Annotated in this window: 12 protein-coding genes and 1 pseudogene; 3 read left to right on the top strand and 10 right to left on the bottom strand. The window is 68.4% G+C overall.

From position 1 onward, the window contains the following. Positions 1-2: 2 nt before the first annotated feature. The 5 genes from proB to BAY61_RS08910 all read right to left on the bottom strand — a co-directional run bounded on the left by proB (position 3) and on the right by BAY61_RS08910 (position 6,570). Entirely contained in the window at positions 3-1,115 is a 1,113-nt protein-coding gene (gene proB, locus BAY61_RS08930; protein WP_091798487.1) for a glutamate 5-kinase, read from the bottom strand. Then, positions 1,108-2,643: a GTPase ObgE gene (obgE, locus tag BAY61_RS08925; protein WP_091794915.1), complete on the bottom strand. Its 1,536-nt coding sequence runs from the start codon at positions 2,641-2,643 to the stop codon at positions 1,108-1,110. The genes proB and obgE overlap by 8 nt, the downstream gene beginning before the upstream one ends. Positions 2,644-2,753: 110 nt before the next feature. Continuing rightward, entirely contained in the window at positions 2,754-3,011 is a 258-nt protein-coding gene (gene rpmA / locus BAY61_RS08920; RefSeq protein ID WP_091794912.1) for a 50S ribosomal protein L27, read from the bottom strand. 15 nt (positions 3,012-3,026) lie between these two features. Next, positions 3,027-3,341, bottom strand: coding sequence for a 50S ribosomal protein L21 (gene rplU / locus BAY61_RS08915; RefSeq protein ID WP_091794909.1), 315 nt, complete (start codon positions 3,339-3,341; stop codon positions 3,027-3,029). A 145-nt stretch (positions 3,342-3,486) separates the two neighbouring features. Beyond that, positions 3,487-6,570: a ribonuclease E/G gene (locus tag BAY61_RS08910; RefSeq protein ID WP_091794905.1), complete on the bottom strand. Its 3,084-nt coding sequence runs from the start codon at positions 6,568-6,570 to the stop codon at positions 3,487-3,489. 535 nt (positions 6,571-7,105) lie between these two features. On the opposite strand from BAY61_RS08910, the pseudogene BAY61_RS08905 reads away from it, so the two are divergent. Beyond that, positions 7,106-8,551 (top strand): annotated as a pseudogene (locus BAY61_RS08905) (S8 family peptidase); the annotation flags it as partial. Here the strand turns inward: BAY61_RS08905 and BAY61_RS08900 are convergent. The 4 genes from BAY61_RS08900 to BAY61_RS08885 all read right to left on the bottom strand — a co-directional run bounded on the left by BAY61_RS08900 (position 8,522) and on the right by BAY61_RS08885 (position 11,908). Next, entirely contained in the window at positions 8,522-9,355 is an 834-nt protein-coding gene (locus BAY61_RS08900) for an ABC transporter permease (RefSeq protein WP_091794901.1), read from the bottom strand. The pseudogene BAY61_RS08905 and the gene BAY61_RS08900 sit on opposite strands and share 30 nt — an antisense overlap. Further along, positions 9,352-10,155, bottom strand: coding sequence for an ABC transporter permease (locus BAY61_RS08895; protein WP_091794898.1), 804 nt, complete (start codon positions 10,153-10,155; stop codon positions 9,352-9,354). The genes BAY61_RS08900 and BAY61_RS08895 overlap by 4 nt, the downstream gene beginning before the upstream one ends. After that, positions 10,155-11,069 (bottom strand): ABC transporter ATP-binding protein, encoded by a 915-nt coding sequence (locus BAY61_RS08890; protein ID WP_091798484.1) that lies wholly within the window; start codon positions 11,067-11,069, stop codon positions 10,155-10,157. Before BAY61_RS08890 ends, BAY61_RS08895 begins: the two co-directional genes overlap by 1 nt. A 110-nt stretch (positions 11,070-11,179) precedes the next feature. Further along, positions 11,180-11,908: a FadR/GntR family transcriptional regulator gene (locus BAY61_RS08885; protein WP_245865933.1), complete on the bottom strand. Its 729-nt coding sequence runs from the start codon at positions 11,906-11,908 to the stop codon at positions 11,180-11,182. Positions 11,909-12,071: 163 nt separating this feature from the next. Here BAY61_RS08885 and BAY61_RS08880 point away from each other — a divergent pair, with 163 nt between their 5' ends. Both BAY61_RS08880 and BAY61_RS08875 read left to right on the top strand, forming a co-directional pair. Continuing rightward, a complete protein-coding gene (locus BAY61_RS08880) occupies positions 12,072-13,517 on the top strand; it encodes an MFS transporter (protein WP_091794892.1) in 1,446 nt (481 codons plus the stop codon). Continuing rightward, positions 13,507-14,448: a dihydrodipicolinate synthase family protein gene (locus BAY61_RS08875; RefSeq protein ID WP_091794889.1), complete on the top strand. Its 942-nt coding sequence runs from the start codon at positions 13,507-13,509 to the stop codon at positions 14,446-14,448. The genes BAY61_RS08880 and BAY61_RS08875 overlap by 11 nt, the downstream gene beginning before the upstream one ends. Positions 14,449-14,944: 496 nt before the next feature. Here BAY61_RS08875 and BAY61_RS08870 read toward each other — a convergent pair whose 3' ends face one another. Further along, positions 14,945-16,546: an alpha/beta hydrolase gene (locus tag BAY61_RS08870; RefSeq protein WP_245865931.1), complete on the bottom strand. Its 1,602-nt coding sequence runs from the start codon at positions 16,544-16,546 to the stop codon at positions 14,945-14,947. Between the last annotated feature and the right edge of the window lie 80 nt (positions 16,547-16,626).

Here is a 16,626-nt window from a genome sequence, read left to right as displayed (position 1 = left end):
GCTCAGCGCTTCCCGAGCGGCACGAGGTCGTCCGCGTGGACCACTTCCCGCCGCTGCTCCGGCGGCAGATCCGGCGTAGAGCGGCCGATCATGCCCGGCAGCTCGGTCACGTCGTAGGCGACGACGCCGCGCGCGACCACGTGTTGCCCCGGATCGACGAGATCGACGACGTCGCCTGCCTGGAAATCACCGTCGACACCGGTGATTCCGGCGGGCAGCAGGGAGCGCCGCCTGCGGACGACCGCGGTGACCGCTCCGTCGTCGAGCTGGAGCCTTCCCCGCGCACCCGCCGCGTAACCCAGCCAGAACCGGCGGGCCGAAAGGCGCGTGCCCGCCGGTTTGAACGCGGTACCGGTACCCGCGTCGCCGAGCGCGGTCGGCGCCTGCGCCGCGGCGGCGATGAGTACCGGGATTCCAGCCGCCGCCGCGGTTGTCGCAGCGGCGACCTTGGACATCATGCCGCCGGTTCCCAGTCCCGAGCTGGACATGCCGACGGACAGACCATCCAGCTCCGAACCGTGCGTAACCTCGTGGATTCTGCGGGTTCCGCCGGAACGGGGGTCACCGTCATACAATGCGTCCACATCGGACAGCAGGACAAGTCCTTCCGCGCCGATGAGATGCGCGACAAGCGTCGCGAGCCGATCGTTGTCGCCGAATCTGATTTCCTCGGTGGCAACGGTGTCGTTCTCGTTGACTACCGGCACGGCACCAAGTTCCAGCAGGGTGGAAAAGGTCCGCTCGGCGTTGCGGTAGTGCGCGCGGCGCACCACGTCGTCGGAGGTCAGCAACACCTGGCCGACGGTGAGCGAGTAGCGGCCGAACGACTCGACATAGGCATGCGCGAGCGCGAGCTGGCCGACACTCGCCGCCGCCTGCTGCGTTGCCAGTTCCTTCGGGCGTTTACCGAGCGACAGCGGCGCCAGCCCGGCGCCGATCGCACCCGAGGAGACCAGGACGAGCTGGGTTCCGGCGGCGACCCTTGCCGCCAGAGCATCGACAAGAGCATCAAGCCTCGCGGTGTCGAGGCCGTCGCCCGCCGTGGTCAGCGCGGAGGAGCCGACCTTGACCACCAGCCGCTTGGCCCCGGCGATGGCCTCCCGTGTCTCACTCACGGGCACCATCGGCCCCGGGTTCTGACAACTCGCCGGACTCGGGCGGCTCCACTCCTGACGACGGTCCACCGTCCACCTCGGACCCGGCACCGCTGGATTCCTGCGGGCCGTCACGGCGCACGCGGCGGGCTTCCTTCCGTTCGGCCGCCGAGACCCGGTCGCCGCGTTCGAGCCTGCTGTCGGTGCCGCGTCCGGAAAGGTGAATCGCGACACCGGCCGGAGTGGAGGGCTCCCAGTCGAAGGTGTAGTCCCCGATGGTGACCGTACTGCCCGGCTCGGCGCCATGACGGGCCAGCGCGTCTTCCACACCGAGCCGGTTGAGCCGGTCCCCGAGGTAGCCGACGGCCTCGTCGTTACCGAAATCGGTCTGCCTGATCCAGCGTTCCGGCCTGGCACCGCGCACGATGAACCCACCCGGCTCCTCGGGGTCGGGTTCCACGGTGAAACCGGCGTCGTCGACGGCGCGGGGGGTCAGCACGATCTTCGTCGCGGTCGGCGCAGGCTGTTCGGATCGGTATTTCTCGACGATCTCGCCGAGCGCGAAGGTCAGCTCACGAAGCCCCTGCCTGGTCGCGGTCGACACCTCGAACACGCGCAGCCCTCTGGCTTCGAACTCGGGGCGCACCATCTCGGCGAGTTCCGCCGCGTCGGGCACGTCCATTTTGTTCAGCACCACCACTCGCGGCCGCTGCGCGAGATCGTCACCGAGCGCGGGCGTGTAGCGCGCGAGTTCGTCCTCAAGGGCGTCCACGTCGGACACCGGGTCCCGGTCCGGTTCGAACGTGGCGCAGTCGACGACGTGCACCAGTACGGCACACCGTTCGATGTGCCGGAGAAAGTCGAGGCCAAGGCCCTTGCCTTGGCTGGCACCGGGAATCAGCCCCGGTACATCGGCCATCGTGAACACGGTGTCGCCCGCCGTGATGACACCGAGGTTGGGCACGAGTGTCGTGAACGGATAGTCGGCGATCTTCGGTTTGGCCGCGGACAGCACCGAGATCAGCGACGACTTTCCCGCGGAGGGGAACCCGACGAGCCCGACATCGGCGACGGAGCGCAGTTCCAGTACGAGATCCCGGGCTTGGCCCTCCTCGCCGAGTAACGCGAAGCCCGGCGCCTTGCGAGCGCGTGAGGCCAGCGCCGCGTTGCCGAGCCCGCCCCTGCCGCCCTCCGCCGCCACGAACGTGGTTCCGGCGCCCACGAGATCGGCCAGTACCTCGCCATCCGGCGTCAGCACCACCGTGCCCTCCGGCACCTTGAGTTCGAGGCTGTCCCCAGCGGCACCGTTGCGGTTGCCGCCCTGGCCGGGTTTCCCGTTTCCGCCCTTGGCATGCGGCCGGAAGTGAAAGTCCAGCAGCGTGTGGACACTGTGGTCCACCACGAGCCGCACGTCCCCCCCACTGCCACCGTTGCCGCCGTCAGGACCGCCGAGCGGCTTGAACTTCTCGCGGTGCACCGAGGCACAGCCGTTGCCCCCGTTGCCCGCCGCGAGATGGATGATCGCGCGGTCGACGAATCGGGACGTCATGATGCCTCACTCACTGGAAAAGGGTCCTCTTACGACAAAACGAGGGGCGGGGCCGGAAATGTTCCGGACCCGCCCCTCGTTCGGGGTTCGCGAGTGCTTGCCGGGCCGGTTCAGACCTCGGCCGGCACGATGTTGACCGTCTTGCGGCCTCGCTTGCTGCCGAACTCGACGGAGCCGGCGGCGAGAGCGAACAACGTGTCGTCGCCGCCACGTCCGACGTTCACGCCGGGGTGGAACTTGGTGCCGCGCTGACGAACCAGAATCTCGCCCGCCTTGACGGCCTGACCACCGAACCGCTTGACACCGAGGTACTGCGGGTTGGAGTCACGGCCGTTGCGGGAGCTGGACGCGCCCTTTTTGTGTGCCATGGCTGGTCAGGTTCCTTACTTGTTGATGCCGGTGACCTCGACGCGGGTCAGCCGCTGACGGTGCCCCTGCCTCTTGTGGTAACCAGTCTTGTTCTTGAACTTGTGGATACGAATCTTGGGGCCCTTGGTCTGCTCGACGACCTTGCCGGTGACCGAGACCTTCGCCAGCGCGTCGGCGTCTGTGGTGACTTCGGCGCCGTCGACGTACAGCACGGCGGGGAAGGTGTGCTCGGTGCCCGGCTCGCCGTCGAGCTTCTCGACCTCGACGACGTCGCCCACGGCGACCTTGTACTGCTTGCCGCCGGTCTTGACGACTGCATACGCCGACACGGAAGTCTCCTGCTTGCTCGACTGTGGGTGGGGGCTCACGCGTCCGCCCCGCTCTCGGCGGTCCAGCGATCGCGCATAGCGACCCGCTCCAATGGCGGGCCGCTGTACAGCTTACCGTGCCTGGTTTTTCCCAGACGGTCAGGGGTCACGAGTTCTCCTGGAGGTGCACGGGCGGACCGGCGGGCCGCGAAGCCGCACGCCGGGGCCGCCTGCCGGAAGGACGTTTGGGTTGCTGCTGTTCCTGCTGCTCACCGTGCTGCTCGGCTACCGGCTCAGCCGGGGTGACGGCAGCAGAGGGCTGCTCCTCGACCGGAGCCGTCTTCACCGGCTCCGCCTCCGAAACGGCCGGTGCGGACTCAGCCACGGCGGGTTCGGGCTCGACGTCAGCGCTGTCGGACTGGGAGGCGGCTTGCTCGGCTGCCTTCTCGGCCCTGGTCGCCTTGCGGGGCCGGATCCTGCCGGACTTGACCGGAACCGGTTCCTCGGCCACCTCGCTCACCTGGTGGGCGTGGCCGTTGAGCGGGCGGGCCACCGGCTCCTGCTCGCCGTCCTCACCCTTGGTCGCGGCAGCCTTCGAGGCGTTGGCCATGGCCTGAACGGCCGTGACGACCGACTCACGCTGTTCGGGCGTGGGTCCCCCCGATGTGCTGTCCTGCTGTTTCGCTTGTTCCTGCTCCTCGGGCTTTCCCTTGTTGCGGGAACGCCGGGAGCCGCCCTGATTGCCACCGCCGCCACCGTGCTGGTGGCCGTTGCCGTTGCCGCGCTGCGGTTCCGTCGAGACGATGACCCCACGGCCCTTGCAGTGCTCACACGTGGCCGAGAACGCCTCCAGCAGGCCGGTGCCGACCCGCTTGCGGGTCATCTGCACCAGTCCGAGCGAGGTCACCTCCGCGACCTGATGCCGGGTGCGGTCCCTTCCGAGGCATTCGGTGAGCCTGCGCAACACCAGCTCCCTGTTGGACTCCAGCACCATGTCGATGAAGTCGATCACGATGATGCCGCCGATGTCGCGCAACCGGAGCTGGCGCACGATCTCCTCGGCCGACTCCAGGTTGTTCCTGGTGACGGTCTCCTCCAGGTTGCCGCCGGAGCCGGTGAACTTGCCCGTGTTGACGTCGATGACGGTCATCGCCTCGGTGCGGTCGATGACGAGGTAGCCACCGGAGGGCAACCACACCTTGCGGTCGAGAGCCTTGGTGAGCTGCTCGTCGACGCGGTGCTCGGTGAACACGTCCCCATTGCCGACGTGGCGTTTGAGCCGGTCGGTGAGGTCGGGCGCGACGTGCTGCACGTAGGCGTTGATGGTCTCCCACGCGGTGCCGCCCTGGACCTCCAGCTTGGCGAAGTCCTCGGTGAACAGGTCGCGCACGACCTTCACGAGCAGGTCGGGCTCCTCGTAGAGCAGCACGGGCTGGCTGGATTTCTTGCCGGTTCCCGTCGAGGAATCCGCCTTCTCCTTGATGACCTCCCACTGCGCCTTGAGCCTGCGCACGTCGCGGCCGAGTTCGTCCTCGCTGATCCCCTCCGAGGCAGTGCGGATGATCACACCGGCGTCCTCGGGAACGATGCGCTTGAGGATGTCCTTGAGCCTGCGCCGCTCGTTCTCGGGCAGCTTGCGGGAAATACCGGTCGCCCCGCCGGCAGGCACGTACACGAGGAACCGGCCTGGCAGCGAGATCTGGGTGGTGAGCCGGGCGCCCTTGTGACCGACGGGATCCTTCGTCACCTGGACGAGAACGTTGTCGCCGGTCGACAGCGCCTGCTCGATCTTGCGGGCCTTGCCTTCGAGGCCCGCGGCATCCCAGTCGACCTCACCCGCGTAGAGCACGGCGTTACGGCCCCTGCCGATGTCGATGAAGGCGGCCTCCATCGACGGCAGCACGTTCTGCACCCTGCCGAGGTAGACGTTGCCGACGATCGACCCGCTGCCCGACGTGGTCACGAAGTGCTCGACGAGCACCCCGTCCTCCAGCACGCCGATCTGGGTCGACTCGCCGCGCTCGGCGACGACCATCGTGCGCTCGACGGCTTCCCTGCGGGCGAGGAACTCGGCCTCGGACAGGATCGGCGCGCGCCTGCGGCCCGCTTCCCTGCCGTCCCTGCGGCGCTGCCGCTTGGCCTCCAGCCTGGTCGAGCCCCTGACGCTGCGAACGCCGTCGCGGGACTCATTGCCCTTGCCGTCCGGTTTGCCTTCCGATTTGGCGTCGCGCACGTGCACGACGGTGTTGGGCGGATCGTCGACGGAGGAGCCGTCGGCACCGTCGTCGTCGCCACCCTTGCGGCGCCTGCGGCGGCGCCTGCGCTTGCTGGCCGAGTCGGTGTCCTGGTCGTCGGTGTCCTGCTCGTCGACGCCTTCGGAACCGCCGGAGCCCTGCTCCTGCTGTTCCTGCTTGCCCTCAGCCGAGCCGACGCGGTCGGCGCCGTCCTGATCGGGCTGCTCGTCGCCGTGCGCCTCGTCGCCGCCCTTGCCGCGACCACGACCGCGACGACCGCGCCTGCGCCGCCTCCTGCCGCCGGCGTCGCCATCGGCCGAATCGGCGCCCTCGCCGTCCTGATCGCGCTGCTCGTCGGCCTCGGCTTCGTCCTCGCGCGACTTGTCGTCGCGGGTCCTGTCCTCGCGAACCTTGTCCCGCTTCTGCGACTTGTCGGTCTTGTCGGCTTTTTCGGTTTTGTCAGGCCGCTCGGTCTTACCGCCCTTCTCGGGCCGCTCCCCCTTCGCCTCCTGCTCACCTGCCGCGGACTCGGGCGGGAGGAACACCGGCGACGGGGCCGCGAACACCGGCTGGTGCACCGGTCTGCGGGTACGAGCCGGCTCCGTCACCTCGGGTTCGGGCTGCCGTGTGGCCGCTTCCTTCCCACCTGGTTCGGTCGTCTTGACAGCCGCCGGCTTCGGCTCCTCCCGTGCTTCGGACCGCTCGGGCGGATTCGCCTCGGGTTGTGGTTGCTGCTCAGCGGCGCTCGCCGCATCCGCATCCGGCTGCTGGGTGATTCCGAGTGCTTCACCGACCCGGACCGCGACGTCCCTGGTCACGCTCGACTGCGCGCTGCGCGCCGTCTCACCGAGTTCGCCCAGCTTGGCAAGCACCTCACGGCTGCTGGTGCCCAGCAGCTTCGCCAGCACGTGAACCCTGACTCTGTTCGGCAGGTCGGCCAGCGCACCGGCAGCGTCAGCCTTGGGTGTGGCGGTAGTCCCGCCTTCGTTCTCGGCGGGTGTCTCCGCGTTCGACATATGTCTCCTCCGCCCCCGGGCGCGTCTGCCCCTCCGGACCCGGCCGAGAAACTTGCCTCGTAGCCGGAACCGTGGTTGGCAGGACGCGGCCGCACAGGGACCATTTCCTGTTTTGTACCGCCGCAGATGGGGTCACCGACGACGGGAATCCTTGCCTCTCATGCCACTGAGCAACCGGGTGTACCCGGCAAGCCACCAGTAGCGGGTCCCGCGGCGACATACCGACCTGACTCGGGCGCCTTGGCGCCTCCCTCGTCGTCGAGCCGCCCGGCACGTGGTTCGTGCGGCGGCGACGACCGGAGTCCTTTCAGCACGTCACCGGGCTGCCGAACTTCCGCCACCACCCTTTCGATGGTGACGCCCGCTCGACAACCGTCACCCAGTATCCCACATGACGGCTCCGCCGCTGCCGCCTTGTGGTCAAAGCACCAGCCGGGGGAACTTTCGCCAACCGCTTGTCCGGCCAACACCGGCTCGTTACCGTGCGCTTCGGAGTCGGGGGAAAGAACCAGCGCCGACGGCTGACGGAGGTCGTGTGCTCACGCGTGGGAATGCGCTGCTCACCTGCGCCGCGCTCGTGCTCACCGGCCTGGTGGGCGCCGGTGGCGGCACCGCCGCGGCCGAGGTTACCGAATGTGCTGATTCGGGGGCCGCGATCCGCTACATCGTGCTCTTCGACACCGGTACGAGCACGGGCGTGGCGAACGACCGGATCGCCACCGCGTGCGGTCGCACGACCGTGTACTACCCGGAGATCGCCGTCGCCGTCGCCACTGCTGGCAGCCCGGCCTTCGCCGAACGGTTCGGGCGGGACCGGGTGTTCAGCGCGCAAGGACAGCGTCTGGTCGAGCAGCAGGCGAGCACAGCTGAGGGTCCGGCGGATCCCGTGATCACCGACCCTCTTCCCTCCTCGGATGGCGGTGGGGCAACCGATCCGCCCTCCCCCGACAGGACCGGCGAGCAGTGGGACATGCGCGCGATCAGCGCCGACCTCGCCAGGTCCGTCGAGCGAGGCGACCGCGACGTGGTGGTCGGGGTACTCGATTCGGGAATCGACGCCAGCCATCCCGATCTCGCGAACGCGGTCGACCCCACCCTGTCGGCTGGTTGCCTCTCCGGCGCTCCGGAGACCCGGCGCGCCGCATGGGAACCCACCGGATCGGCACACGGCACACACGTCGCGGGCATCGTCGCCGCCGCCGACAACGGCAAGGGCATCACCGGCGTGGCTCCCGGCGTCCGGCTGGCCTCGGTCAAGGTCGTCGACGACCGCGGCTACGTCGACCCCGAGGCCGCCGTCTGCGGACTCATGTGGGCCGCGCGACACGGCATGACCGTGACCAACAACAGTTACTTCGTCACCCCCGGCACGCCGTCGTGCACGCCGACCGAGGGCTTCGGGGTCGTCAGGGAAGCCATCACCAGAGCAGCCGACTACGCGGAGACCGAGGGAACGCTCACCGTCGCCGCGGCGACCAACGATGCCGTAAACCTCACCCCCTCGCCCGCGTCGCCGCCCTCCTCCGCGCAGCAGGGGGGCTGCGAGGCTCTGCCCGCCGGCCTGCGCGGCAGCGTCACCGTCTCCGCCGTCGACAAGGACGGGCTCAAGACCGGATACAGCTCCTACGGGCTCGGCGTCGTCGATCTGACCGCGCCGGGTGGCGACAGCGGGCGATGCGTGCTGTCCACGGTGCCCGGCGGCTACGCGTCGCTGTGCGGGACCTCGATGGCGGCGCCGCACGTGACGGGTATCGCCGCGCTGCTGGCGGCGCGCGACGGGGAGGCGACCCCCGAGCGGTTGCGCACCGCGCTGGCCGCGGCGGCGACTCCAGTTGCCTGCCCCGACGACTACGACCTCACCGGCAACGGCACGCAGGACGCCTATTGCTCCGGTTATGAGGGCTACAACGGCTTCTACGGTCGCGGCATGGTCGACGCGCTCGCCGCGGTGTCAGGTCAGCAGCAGCCCGGCCAGCCTGCGGGAAGCGGCCCAGACACCGACGCAGGCCATGACGAGCAGATACGCGACGTGCCCGATCATGCTGGGATCGAGCACACCGGTGGAAAGACCGCGCATCAATTCGACTCCGTGGTACAGCGGGACGCATTGCACGACGTATTGCAGGGCGTCGGGATAGACCGACAGCGGGAAGAAGGTCGTTGAGAACAAGAACATCGGCATGACGGCGAGCTGGATGAAGTCGAATTGCGACGTGGAGCGCAAGAACGTCGCGCAAGCCATGCCGACGGCGGCGAAGGCGAACGAGACCAGCAGCGCGGCCGGTACCAGCAGCACCGCCCACGGCGTGACCACCAGCCCCATCGCACCCATCACGCCGAGGAAGGACAGCGCGTAAAGGCCACCCCTGAGCACTGCCCAGCCGATCTCGCCCAGCGCGATGTCCAGCGGCCCGACCGGCGTCGCCAGCATCGCGTCGTAGGTCTTCTGGTAGCGGTATTTGAAGAAGACCCCGAACGTCGAGTCGAACACCGCCCCGTTCATGGCCGAGGCGGCCAGCAAAGCCGGTGCCACGAACGCGACATAGCTGATGGTCTCGCCACCGGGACCGACGACATCGCCGACCAGCTTTCCGAACCCGATCTGGAAGGCAACCAGGTAGAAGAGCGGCTCGAAGACACCGGACAGGAAGACCAGCCACGCACGCGAGTAGGCCAGCACCGAGCGCTCGATGAGCGCGCTGGCCCTTCCCGCGTACAACGCGGGCGGCAATACGCGCAGCAGCAGTCCACCACGCCGAGGTGAGGTGCGATCAACCACGGTCACACCACCAGCCGCTTGTAGAAGTAATGCCTCGCCAATACCCAGCTCACCGTGAACAGCGCCGCGAGATAGGCCAGATGCCCGAGCGCCTGCGGGAAGCCGAGGCCACCGAGCGCGCTCCCGCGAGCGAGCTCATTACCGTGCCACAGCGGGGAAATCCAGGCCAGCCAGCGCAACCCGGCCGGTATCTGAGCGATGGGGAAGAAGGTGCCCGCGAACAGGATCATCGGCATCACGAGGAACCGGAAGATCGACGTGAATCGCGTACCCTCGTCGTAGGTCGTCGCCGCGATAGCCATCATCGGCACGGCGCAGGCGAGGCCGGTCGCGATGGCCACGAGCACCGCGACGAGTACTCCCAACCCCAGCCATGCCCCGAAAAGACCGGCGACGAGCGCGTAGACCACACTCGCGATCAGCAGCCGGAGCGCGACCCAGATGAGCTGCCCTCCGAGCAACTGTCCCGCGGTGACCGGGGTGGCCGTCACCGCGAAGAAGTCCTTCTGCCACTTGAATCCCGACAGCACGGGAAAACTGGCCTCGCCGATGGCGTTCTGCACTGCTCCCGCGACGAGCAGCGCGGGCGCGACGTAGTGCAGATAGGACAGTCCTCCCGTCGCGGGCCCCGGCTCGACCTGCGAACCGAAACCGATGCCCATCGCGGCGAGGAAAAGCAGCGGCTGGAGGCCCGATGAGTACAGATTGGACTTCCAGTAACGGCGGTACCAGGTCCAGTGCCCTTCGACTCTCAGCCAGGCCGCGCGCCACGAGCCGACGACCTTGCCGGTGGATACGACCGTCATCACTCCACCAGCGTCCGGCCGGTCAGCCGCAGAAAGACGTCTTCGAGAGTGCTGCGCCGGACCAGGCTCGACAGCGGGCGCACTCCCCTCGTGTGCGCCTGCTCCAGCGCGGACTCCCCCACGCCGGTGTAGACGAGCAGCCGGTCGGGAAGCACCTCGATCCGCTCGCCGAGGTCTTCGACGGTCGGTATCGCCGCCTCCTGCTCGCCGGGAGGGAACCGCAGCTCCAGCACCTCCCTCGTGGAGTACCTCGCGATCAGCTCCGCCGGCGAGCCCTCCGCGACGATTTTGCCGTCGTCCATGACGACCAGACGGTCGCAGAGCTGCTCTGCCTCGTCCATGTAATGAGTCGTGATGATGAGCGTGACCCCGGTCGTCTTGAGCCGGAACAGCCGGTCCCACAACAGGTGCCGCGCCTGCGGGTCGAGCCCCGTCGTCGGTTCGTCGAGCAACAGCAGCTCGGGATCGTTGACCAGCGACCTCGCGATGGTGAGCCGCCGCTTCATCCCGCCGGAAAGGGGTTCCACCTCGTCGTCGGCGCGCTCGCTCAGCTGGGCGAAGTCGAGCAGTTCGTCTGCCCGCGCCCTGACCTGCGCTCGCGACAGCCCGAAGTAGCGGCCGTAGACATGCAGGTTCTGCCGCGCGGTCAACTCGGTGTCGAGGTTGTCCTGTTGCGGCACGACACCAAGCCGCGCCCTGATGCGCGGACCGTCGCGATCGGGGTCCATCCCGAGCACCCTCAGCTCGCCGTCTGAACGCGGTGACACGGCGGCGATCATGCGCATGGTCGAGGATTTACCGGCCCCGTTGGGGCCGAGGAACCCGAACGCCTCACCTCGCCGTACGTGCACGTCGACGCCGCGCACGGCCTCGAATTCACCGAAACGCTTGACCAGCGCCTTGGCCTCCACCATCACGTCGTCCACGTCACCGCCCACGGTTTGCACACTGCCACGGCCCACCGACAAAAATCGAGCCGTTTACCGCGGGGAACGCGGCACCGGCGGAAACATTCCGCTCGCGCTCAGCCCGCCGCTTCGGCGCCGGTCGTCACCCTGGCGCGGATACCGCGGAAGTGCTCGTCCATCGCCGCTCGCAGCGCGGGTTCGTCCTTGGCACGCAACGCTTCCAGGATCGCCCTGTGCCACTGCGCCGTCACGGCGGGAGTGTCTGCGACGTGCGGGATCTGCGGGTCGATCGTGCGGAACACCTTCCAGAAGACCTCAAGCAGATCGAGCACCAGATCGTTGCCGAGCGGGCGATACAGTGCCTCGTGGAAGCGCCAGTCCTGCTCCGGCGCGTAACGATCCCGCGAGGCCGCCCGCTCCATCTCGGTGACGGCCTCGTCGAGCGCGGCGAAGTCGAGCAGGTCGTAGACACCGAGCACCTTGCCGACGAGACCGGTTTCCAGCACCTCCCTGACTTCGAGCAGGTGCCGGATGTCGGCGTGGTCGCCGCGCACGGACAGCGCGCTGCGGAAAGCGAGACCGGCCTCGAGCGCCGACAACGGAACCGAGCCGACGTAGGTTCCGTAACCATGCCGGATGTCGACGATGCCGACCGCTTCGAGCGCCTTCATCGCCTCGCGCAGCGGATGCCTGCTCACGGCGAGTTCGTCCATGAGCTCGAACTCGGTGGGAAGTGGCGATCCGGGTACCAGGCCCCTCTCGACGATGAGCCGCTTGATCGTCTCCTGGAGGGCGCGCTGGTTGGCACGCGCGCCTGCCTGCCGCCCACTCGCCGAGGTACTCACACCGAGGAAGTCTAGATGCAGCGGCGCCGGTGACCCCGTGAAGGCGAACGACCTGCTTGGTCGACGGCCCGCGACCGATGCTTGCGTCCCGCCCGGCGGAGGGCTACGGTACCCGCTGACATAGGACATCCTATGTCTTGAGAGCCGCGAGAGAGGTTCAGACATGGCATCGTCGCCACCGGAGACACCGGGGTCGTTCCGGCAACTCAGCGGAGCGCAGCGCAAAGCCTTCTTCGCCGCCTGGCTGGGCTACCTGCTCGACGGCTTCGACTTCATCCTCATCACGCTCATCCTCACCGAGATCGCCGACGACTTCGATCTCAATCTCACCACCGCGGCGACGCTGGTCTCCGCCGCGTTCGTCTCCCGCTGGCTCGGCGGTCTCGTACTCGGCGCCGTCGCCGACCGCTACGGCCGCAAACCCGCGATGATCATCGCGATCATCGCCTTCTCCGTCGGCAGCGGTCTGTGCGGCTTCGCGTGGGACTACTGGTCGCTGTTCATCTTCCGTGCCGTCGTCGGGCTCGGCATGGCAGGCGAATACGGGTCGAGCGCGACCTACGTCATGGAGTCGTGGCCGAAGTCGATGCGCAACAGGGCCACCGGGTTCCTGCTTTCCGCCTATCCGGTCGGCACCGTGCTCGCCGCTCTCGCCTACGAACTCATCGTTCCCGCCACCAACTGGCGCTGGCTGTTCTACATCGGAATCGTGCCGATCGCGCTGGCCCTCTACCTTCGCCGCGCGCTGCCGGAGGCCGCCGAGTGGAAAGAAGAGGTCGAGGGCCGCAAGGACGTCACCACCTCGTCGATGCTGTTCTCCGCACGGCGACGACTGCCCAACACGGCGCTCGCGATCCTGCTGTCCGCGGCACTCGTGTTCATCTTCACCAACTCCGGCGGCGGCGCGACGCCATGGCTGATCGCGTTGTCGGTACTGTGTTTCGTCGCCTTCGCGGTACAACTCGCCGGCCGGTTGTGGCCGGTGATGATCGCGATCATGGTCACGGTGTTCTGCGCGTTCCTCTACTCGTGGCCCATCCAGTCGCTCCTGCCGACCTACCTCAAGAGCGACCTCGGCTACGACGCCGGGCAAGTCTCGACGGCGCTCACCTGGGCCGGGCTGGGCTACGCTGCGGGCTCGTGCCTCGCGGGGGTCATCGGCGACAAGCTCGGCACCCGCCGCACCTACGTGCTCGGGCTCTTCGTGTCCCTGGCGTTCGTGTTTCCCGCCTTCCTGCTTCCCGCGGGCAACGTCGTACTGCTGTGGGTGCTGCTGTTCGCCATGCAGGCCACGAGCCAAGGCATCTCGGGGCTGCTGCCCAAGTACATCGGTGACCACTTCCCCACCCGGCTACGGGCCGCCGGGCTCGGCTTCTCCTACAACGTCGGCGCGCTCGGCGGCGCGGTCGCGCCGTTGGCCGGTGCGGCCATCGCCGACGACATCGGCAGTCTCGGCACCGCGCTCATGGTGCTCGCCGGTTCCCTCACCGTCGTCGTCGCCCTGATCATCGGCTTCGACCTCCCCGCGCGGATCGGCCGCGCGCTCAACATCGACTCGGACGCACCCGCGTTCGTCCAGAAGGAAAGGAAAACCACCAGTGGTCGCTGATACGGACCTCGCTCCGCGCGGTGTCATCCCGCCGCTCGTCTCCCCGCTCGACGAGCACGGCGACGTGGACAGGCGATCACTCGAACGGCTCGTGGAATTCCAGCTCGCGGCCGGTGTGGACGGAGTGTTCGTCTGCGGTTCGACGGGAGAGGTCGCGCTGCTGGACACCGTGCAGCGCAAGGAGATCATCGAGGTCACGGCCGGCGCGGTCGCGGGGGCCGTGCCGGTGCTGGCCGGTGCCGTCGACACCGGAACCCGCAGGGTCGCCGAGCACGTCGCGCAGGCTTCGGCGGCGGGCGCCGACGCCGTCGTCGTGACGGCACCGTTCTATGTGCGGCCACATCCGGGCGAGACCGTCGCGCACTTCCGGTACGTGCAGGCCGCGAGCGACGTTCCGGTGATCGCCTACGACATTCCCAGTGCGGTGGGGACGGCACTGACTCCGGACATCGTCACCGAACTGGCCGAATCCAAGACCGTGGTGGCGCTCAAGGACTCCAGCGGTGATCTGACGAGTTTCCGGGAGATCCTTCGCCGGACCGGGCTTCCCGCGCTGACCGGTTCGGAACTGCTCGCCGACACGGCGATGGGCCTCGGGGCGGCCGGACTCGTTCCCGGACTGGGCAATGTGGACCCGCACGGTTATGTGCGGCTGTACCGCGCCGCGCTCGCGGGCGACGTCGAGACAGCACGGTCCGAACAGGACAGACTGGCGAAGCTGTTCACGATCATCGGGGTCGCCGATCTCGGCAGGATCGGTTTCACGGCAGGGGCGCTGGGTGCGTTCAAGGCGGCGATGGCGTTGCGGGGCATCATCGACACGCCGCTGTCGAACCGGCCGCTGGGTGCCCTGACGGCGGAGGAGACCCTTGCCGTTGGTGAGATCCTGGAAAGCGTGGGGCTCGGTGCCGTTGGCGTGCCGGGTGACTGACGTTCGGCGAGTCCCGCGCCCGTGCGCGAGTCCCGCACTCGGGTGCGCGAGATCCGCGTTCGGGTAGGCGAGATCCGCACTCGGGTAAGCGAGATCTACGTTCGGGCGGGCGATTTCCGCATTCAGGTAAGCGAGATCCGCGTTCGGGCGGCCGAGATCCGCACTCAGGTCTAGGGACGCGCCGGGGACTTCGCGGGTCGGGCGCAAGCGCTTGCGGGCGGCCGGGTTGCCGTGCCACGCGGTGACGTAGCGCTCGGGGACCCCTGTCGGGCGCGCATTCCGCCCGCGCACCAGCCAGGTTCGCAGATCTCGCCTACTGGATGCAGAACTCGCGCGCCTGAGTGCGGAACTCGGCCACCTGAGTGCGGAACTCGGCGGCCTGGATGCAGAACTCGCGCGCCTGAGTGCGGGACTCGCGCGGCGGGCGGCTTGAGCACAGGACTCGCGCGGCGGGCGAGCCGACACCCCGGGGGGTGCGGGAGTGCTGGGGTGCGGGCTACTCGGCTTGGGACGGCGGGTCGAAAGGCGCCCTGTCCGGCTGGCACACGGTGCCCTCCTCAGGAAGCTCACCGTCGATGAAATAGCGGTCCATGGCCGAGTCGACGCACTCGCTGTTGCCGTTCGCGCCATGCCCGAACGACTCCAGCGTCAGCAACCGCGCGTCGCCAAGCAGGCGGGAGGTGCTCACCGCATCGTCGTACGGGGTCGCCGGGTCGCCGAGGCTGTTGCCGATGACCAGCACCGGGTTGGCCGTCTGCCGGTCCCACGGTCCGGCGTAGCTGTCCTCGTCGGCTACCGGCCAGGTCGCACACGGCAGCGACATCCAGACCCACTGCGAACCGAAACCCCGCGCCTCACGATCGGCTTTCCTCGCGAAGCCGTCCCACACCCACGGCGTGCCGGGGTTGGCCGAGTCAGCGCACATCACGGCCACGCCCTGCTCCGGCCCGATATATCCCGGAGTCTGAAAACCGGGCGCGGGCGGGCCCTCTGGGATTTCGGCGACCACGCTGCCCTTGGTCGCGACGTCAGGGTCGGTCGCGTCGGCCAGCGCCTGGAGGAATTCGCCGAGCGAAGCCGAACTCGCCGCGTCGTACAACTGGCCGAGCGTGGCCTGCACCGCCGTCTGGTAGGTCACCTCGGTCGGTTCCCCGCCGGGTGGCGTGATGACCGCTGGCTGTTCGAGCAACCGGTCGAGCACGGTGTCGTACTTCGCGAGCAAGTCCTGCCCCGGTTCCCTGAACGCGCATCGTTCGTCGTTTTCGCACGCGCCGAGGAAGGTCTCCAGCGCGCGCTGCGCGCCACCATGACTGCCGAGACGGAAACTGAACGGCGCGAAGCGATCGACCGGCCGGTAGCCCTCGGTCCACTCGACGGGGTCGAGCACCGCGTCGATGACCACCGAACCCACCTTGTCGGGGAACAGGTTGGCGTACACCGTTCCCAGATGGCTGCCGTAGGAAATGCCGTAGTACGAAAGCTGTTGCTCGCCGATGGCCTGGCGAAGCAGATCCATGTCGCGCGCCACGTTGGCCGTCGACATGTGGTTGACGAGCGGGCCCGCGTTCTCGGCGCACGACGCGGTCGCCTCCGCCGTTTCGGCGATACGCCGCTTCTTCTCCTGGATGGTCACGGGAAAGGTTCCGGCGAGCTTGGCCGCCTCCTCGTCGTCGGTGAAACACCGCAACGGCGTGCTCTCGTGAATGCCACGCGGATCGAATCCGACGATGTCGAACCGTTCGTGCAACCGGTCGGTCAGTTCGGGGGCGTACCGGCCGGAACCGCCTGGCCCACCGGGGTTGTAGAAGATGGTGCCGAGTTTGTGGTCCTGGTCGGCGGCAGGCAATCTGCCGACCGCGAGCGTGATCGTCTCGCCGTGCGGGTCACGATAGGAAAGGGGAACCTCGACCTCGGCGCACTCGTAGGATTCCGGCGCGCCCTCGGCACACTCCGCCCAGTTCACCTCCGGAACGGCAGCGCCGTTGGTGCCAAGCGGCTGCTCCCCGGAAGGTTCGGCCTGCGCCTGCGGCGCGCTCAGCACACCCGCCGCAACGAGCACCGAACCAAGCACGGCCATGCGCCTGCGAAATCCGCCCACGTCCCCAGCCTTTCCCCCGAGATCCACTAGCCGTATCGACGCTAGTGGAAAAAATCACCGCCGGGAAGGCATCCTCGCCA

Origin of the sequence: Prauserella marina, assembly GCF_002240355.1 — a bacterium.
GTDB classification, from domain to species: Bacteria; Actinomycetota; Actinomycetes; order Mycobacteriales; family Pseudonocardiaceae; genus Prauserella_A; species Prauserella_A marina.
This window is presented reverse-complemented; position numbering and strand designations above follow the sequence as displayed.

Bases quoted from the DNA above. Each gene is read 5' to 3' on its own strand.
- obgE (WP_091794915.1), bottom strand. From the start codon at position 2,643: ATGACGTCCCGATTCGTCGACCGCGCGATCATCCATCTCGCGGCGGGC.
- rpmA (WP_091794912.1), bottom strand. From the start codon at position 3,011: ATGGCACACAAAAAGGGCGCGTCCAGCTCCCGCAACGGCCGTGACTCC.
- BAY61_RS08910 (WP_091794905.1), bottom strand. From the start codon at position 6,570: ATGTCGAACGCGGAGACACCCGCCGAGAACGAAGGCGGGACTACCGCC.
- BAY61_RS08895 (WP_091794898.1), bottom strand. From the start codon at position 10,155: ATGACGGTCGTATCCACCGGCAAGGTCGTCGGCTCGTGGCGCGCGGCC.
- BAY61_RS08890 (WP_091798484.1), bottom strand. From the start codon at position 11,069: ATGGTGGAGGCCAAGGCGCTGGTCAAGCGTTTCGGTGAATTCGAGGCC.
- BAY61_RS08880 (WP_091794892.1), top strand. From the start codon at position 12,072: ATGGCATCGTCGCCACCGGAGACACCGGGGTCGTTCCGGCAACTCAGC.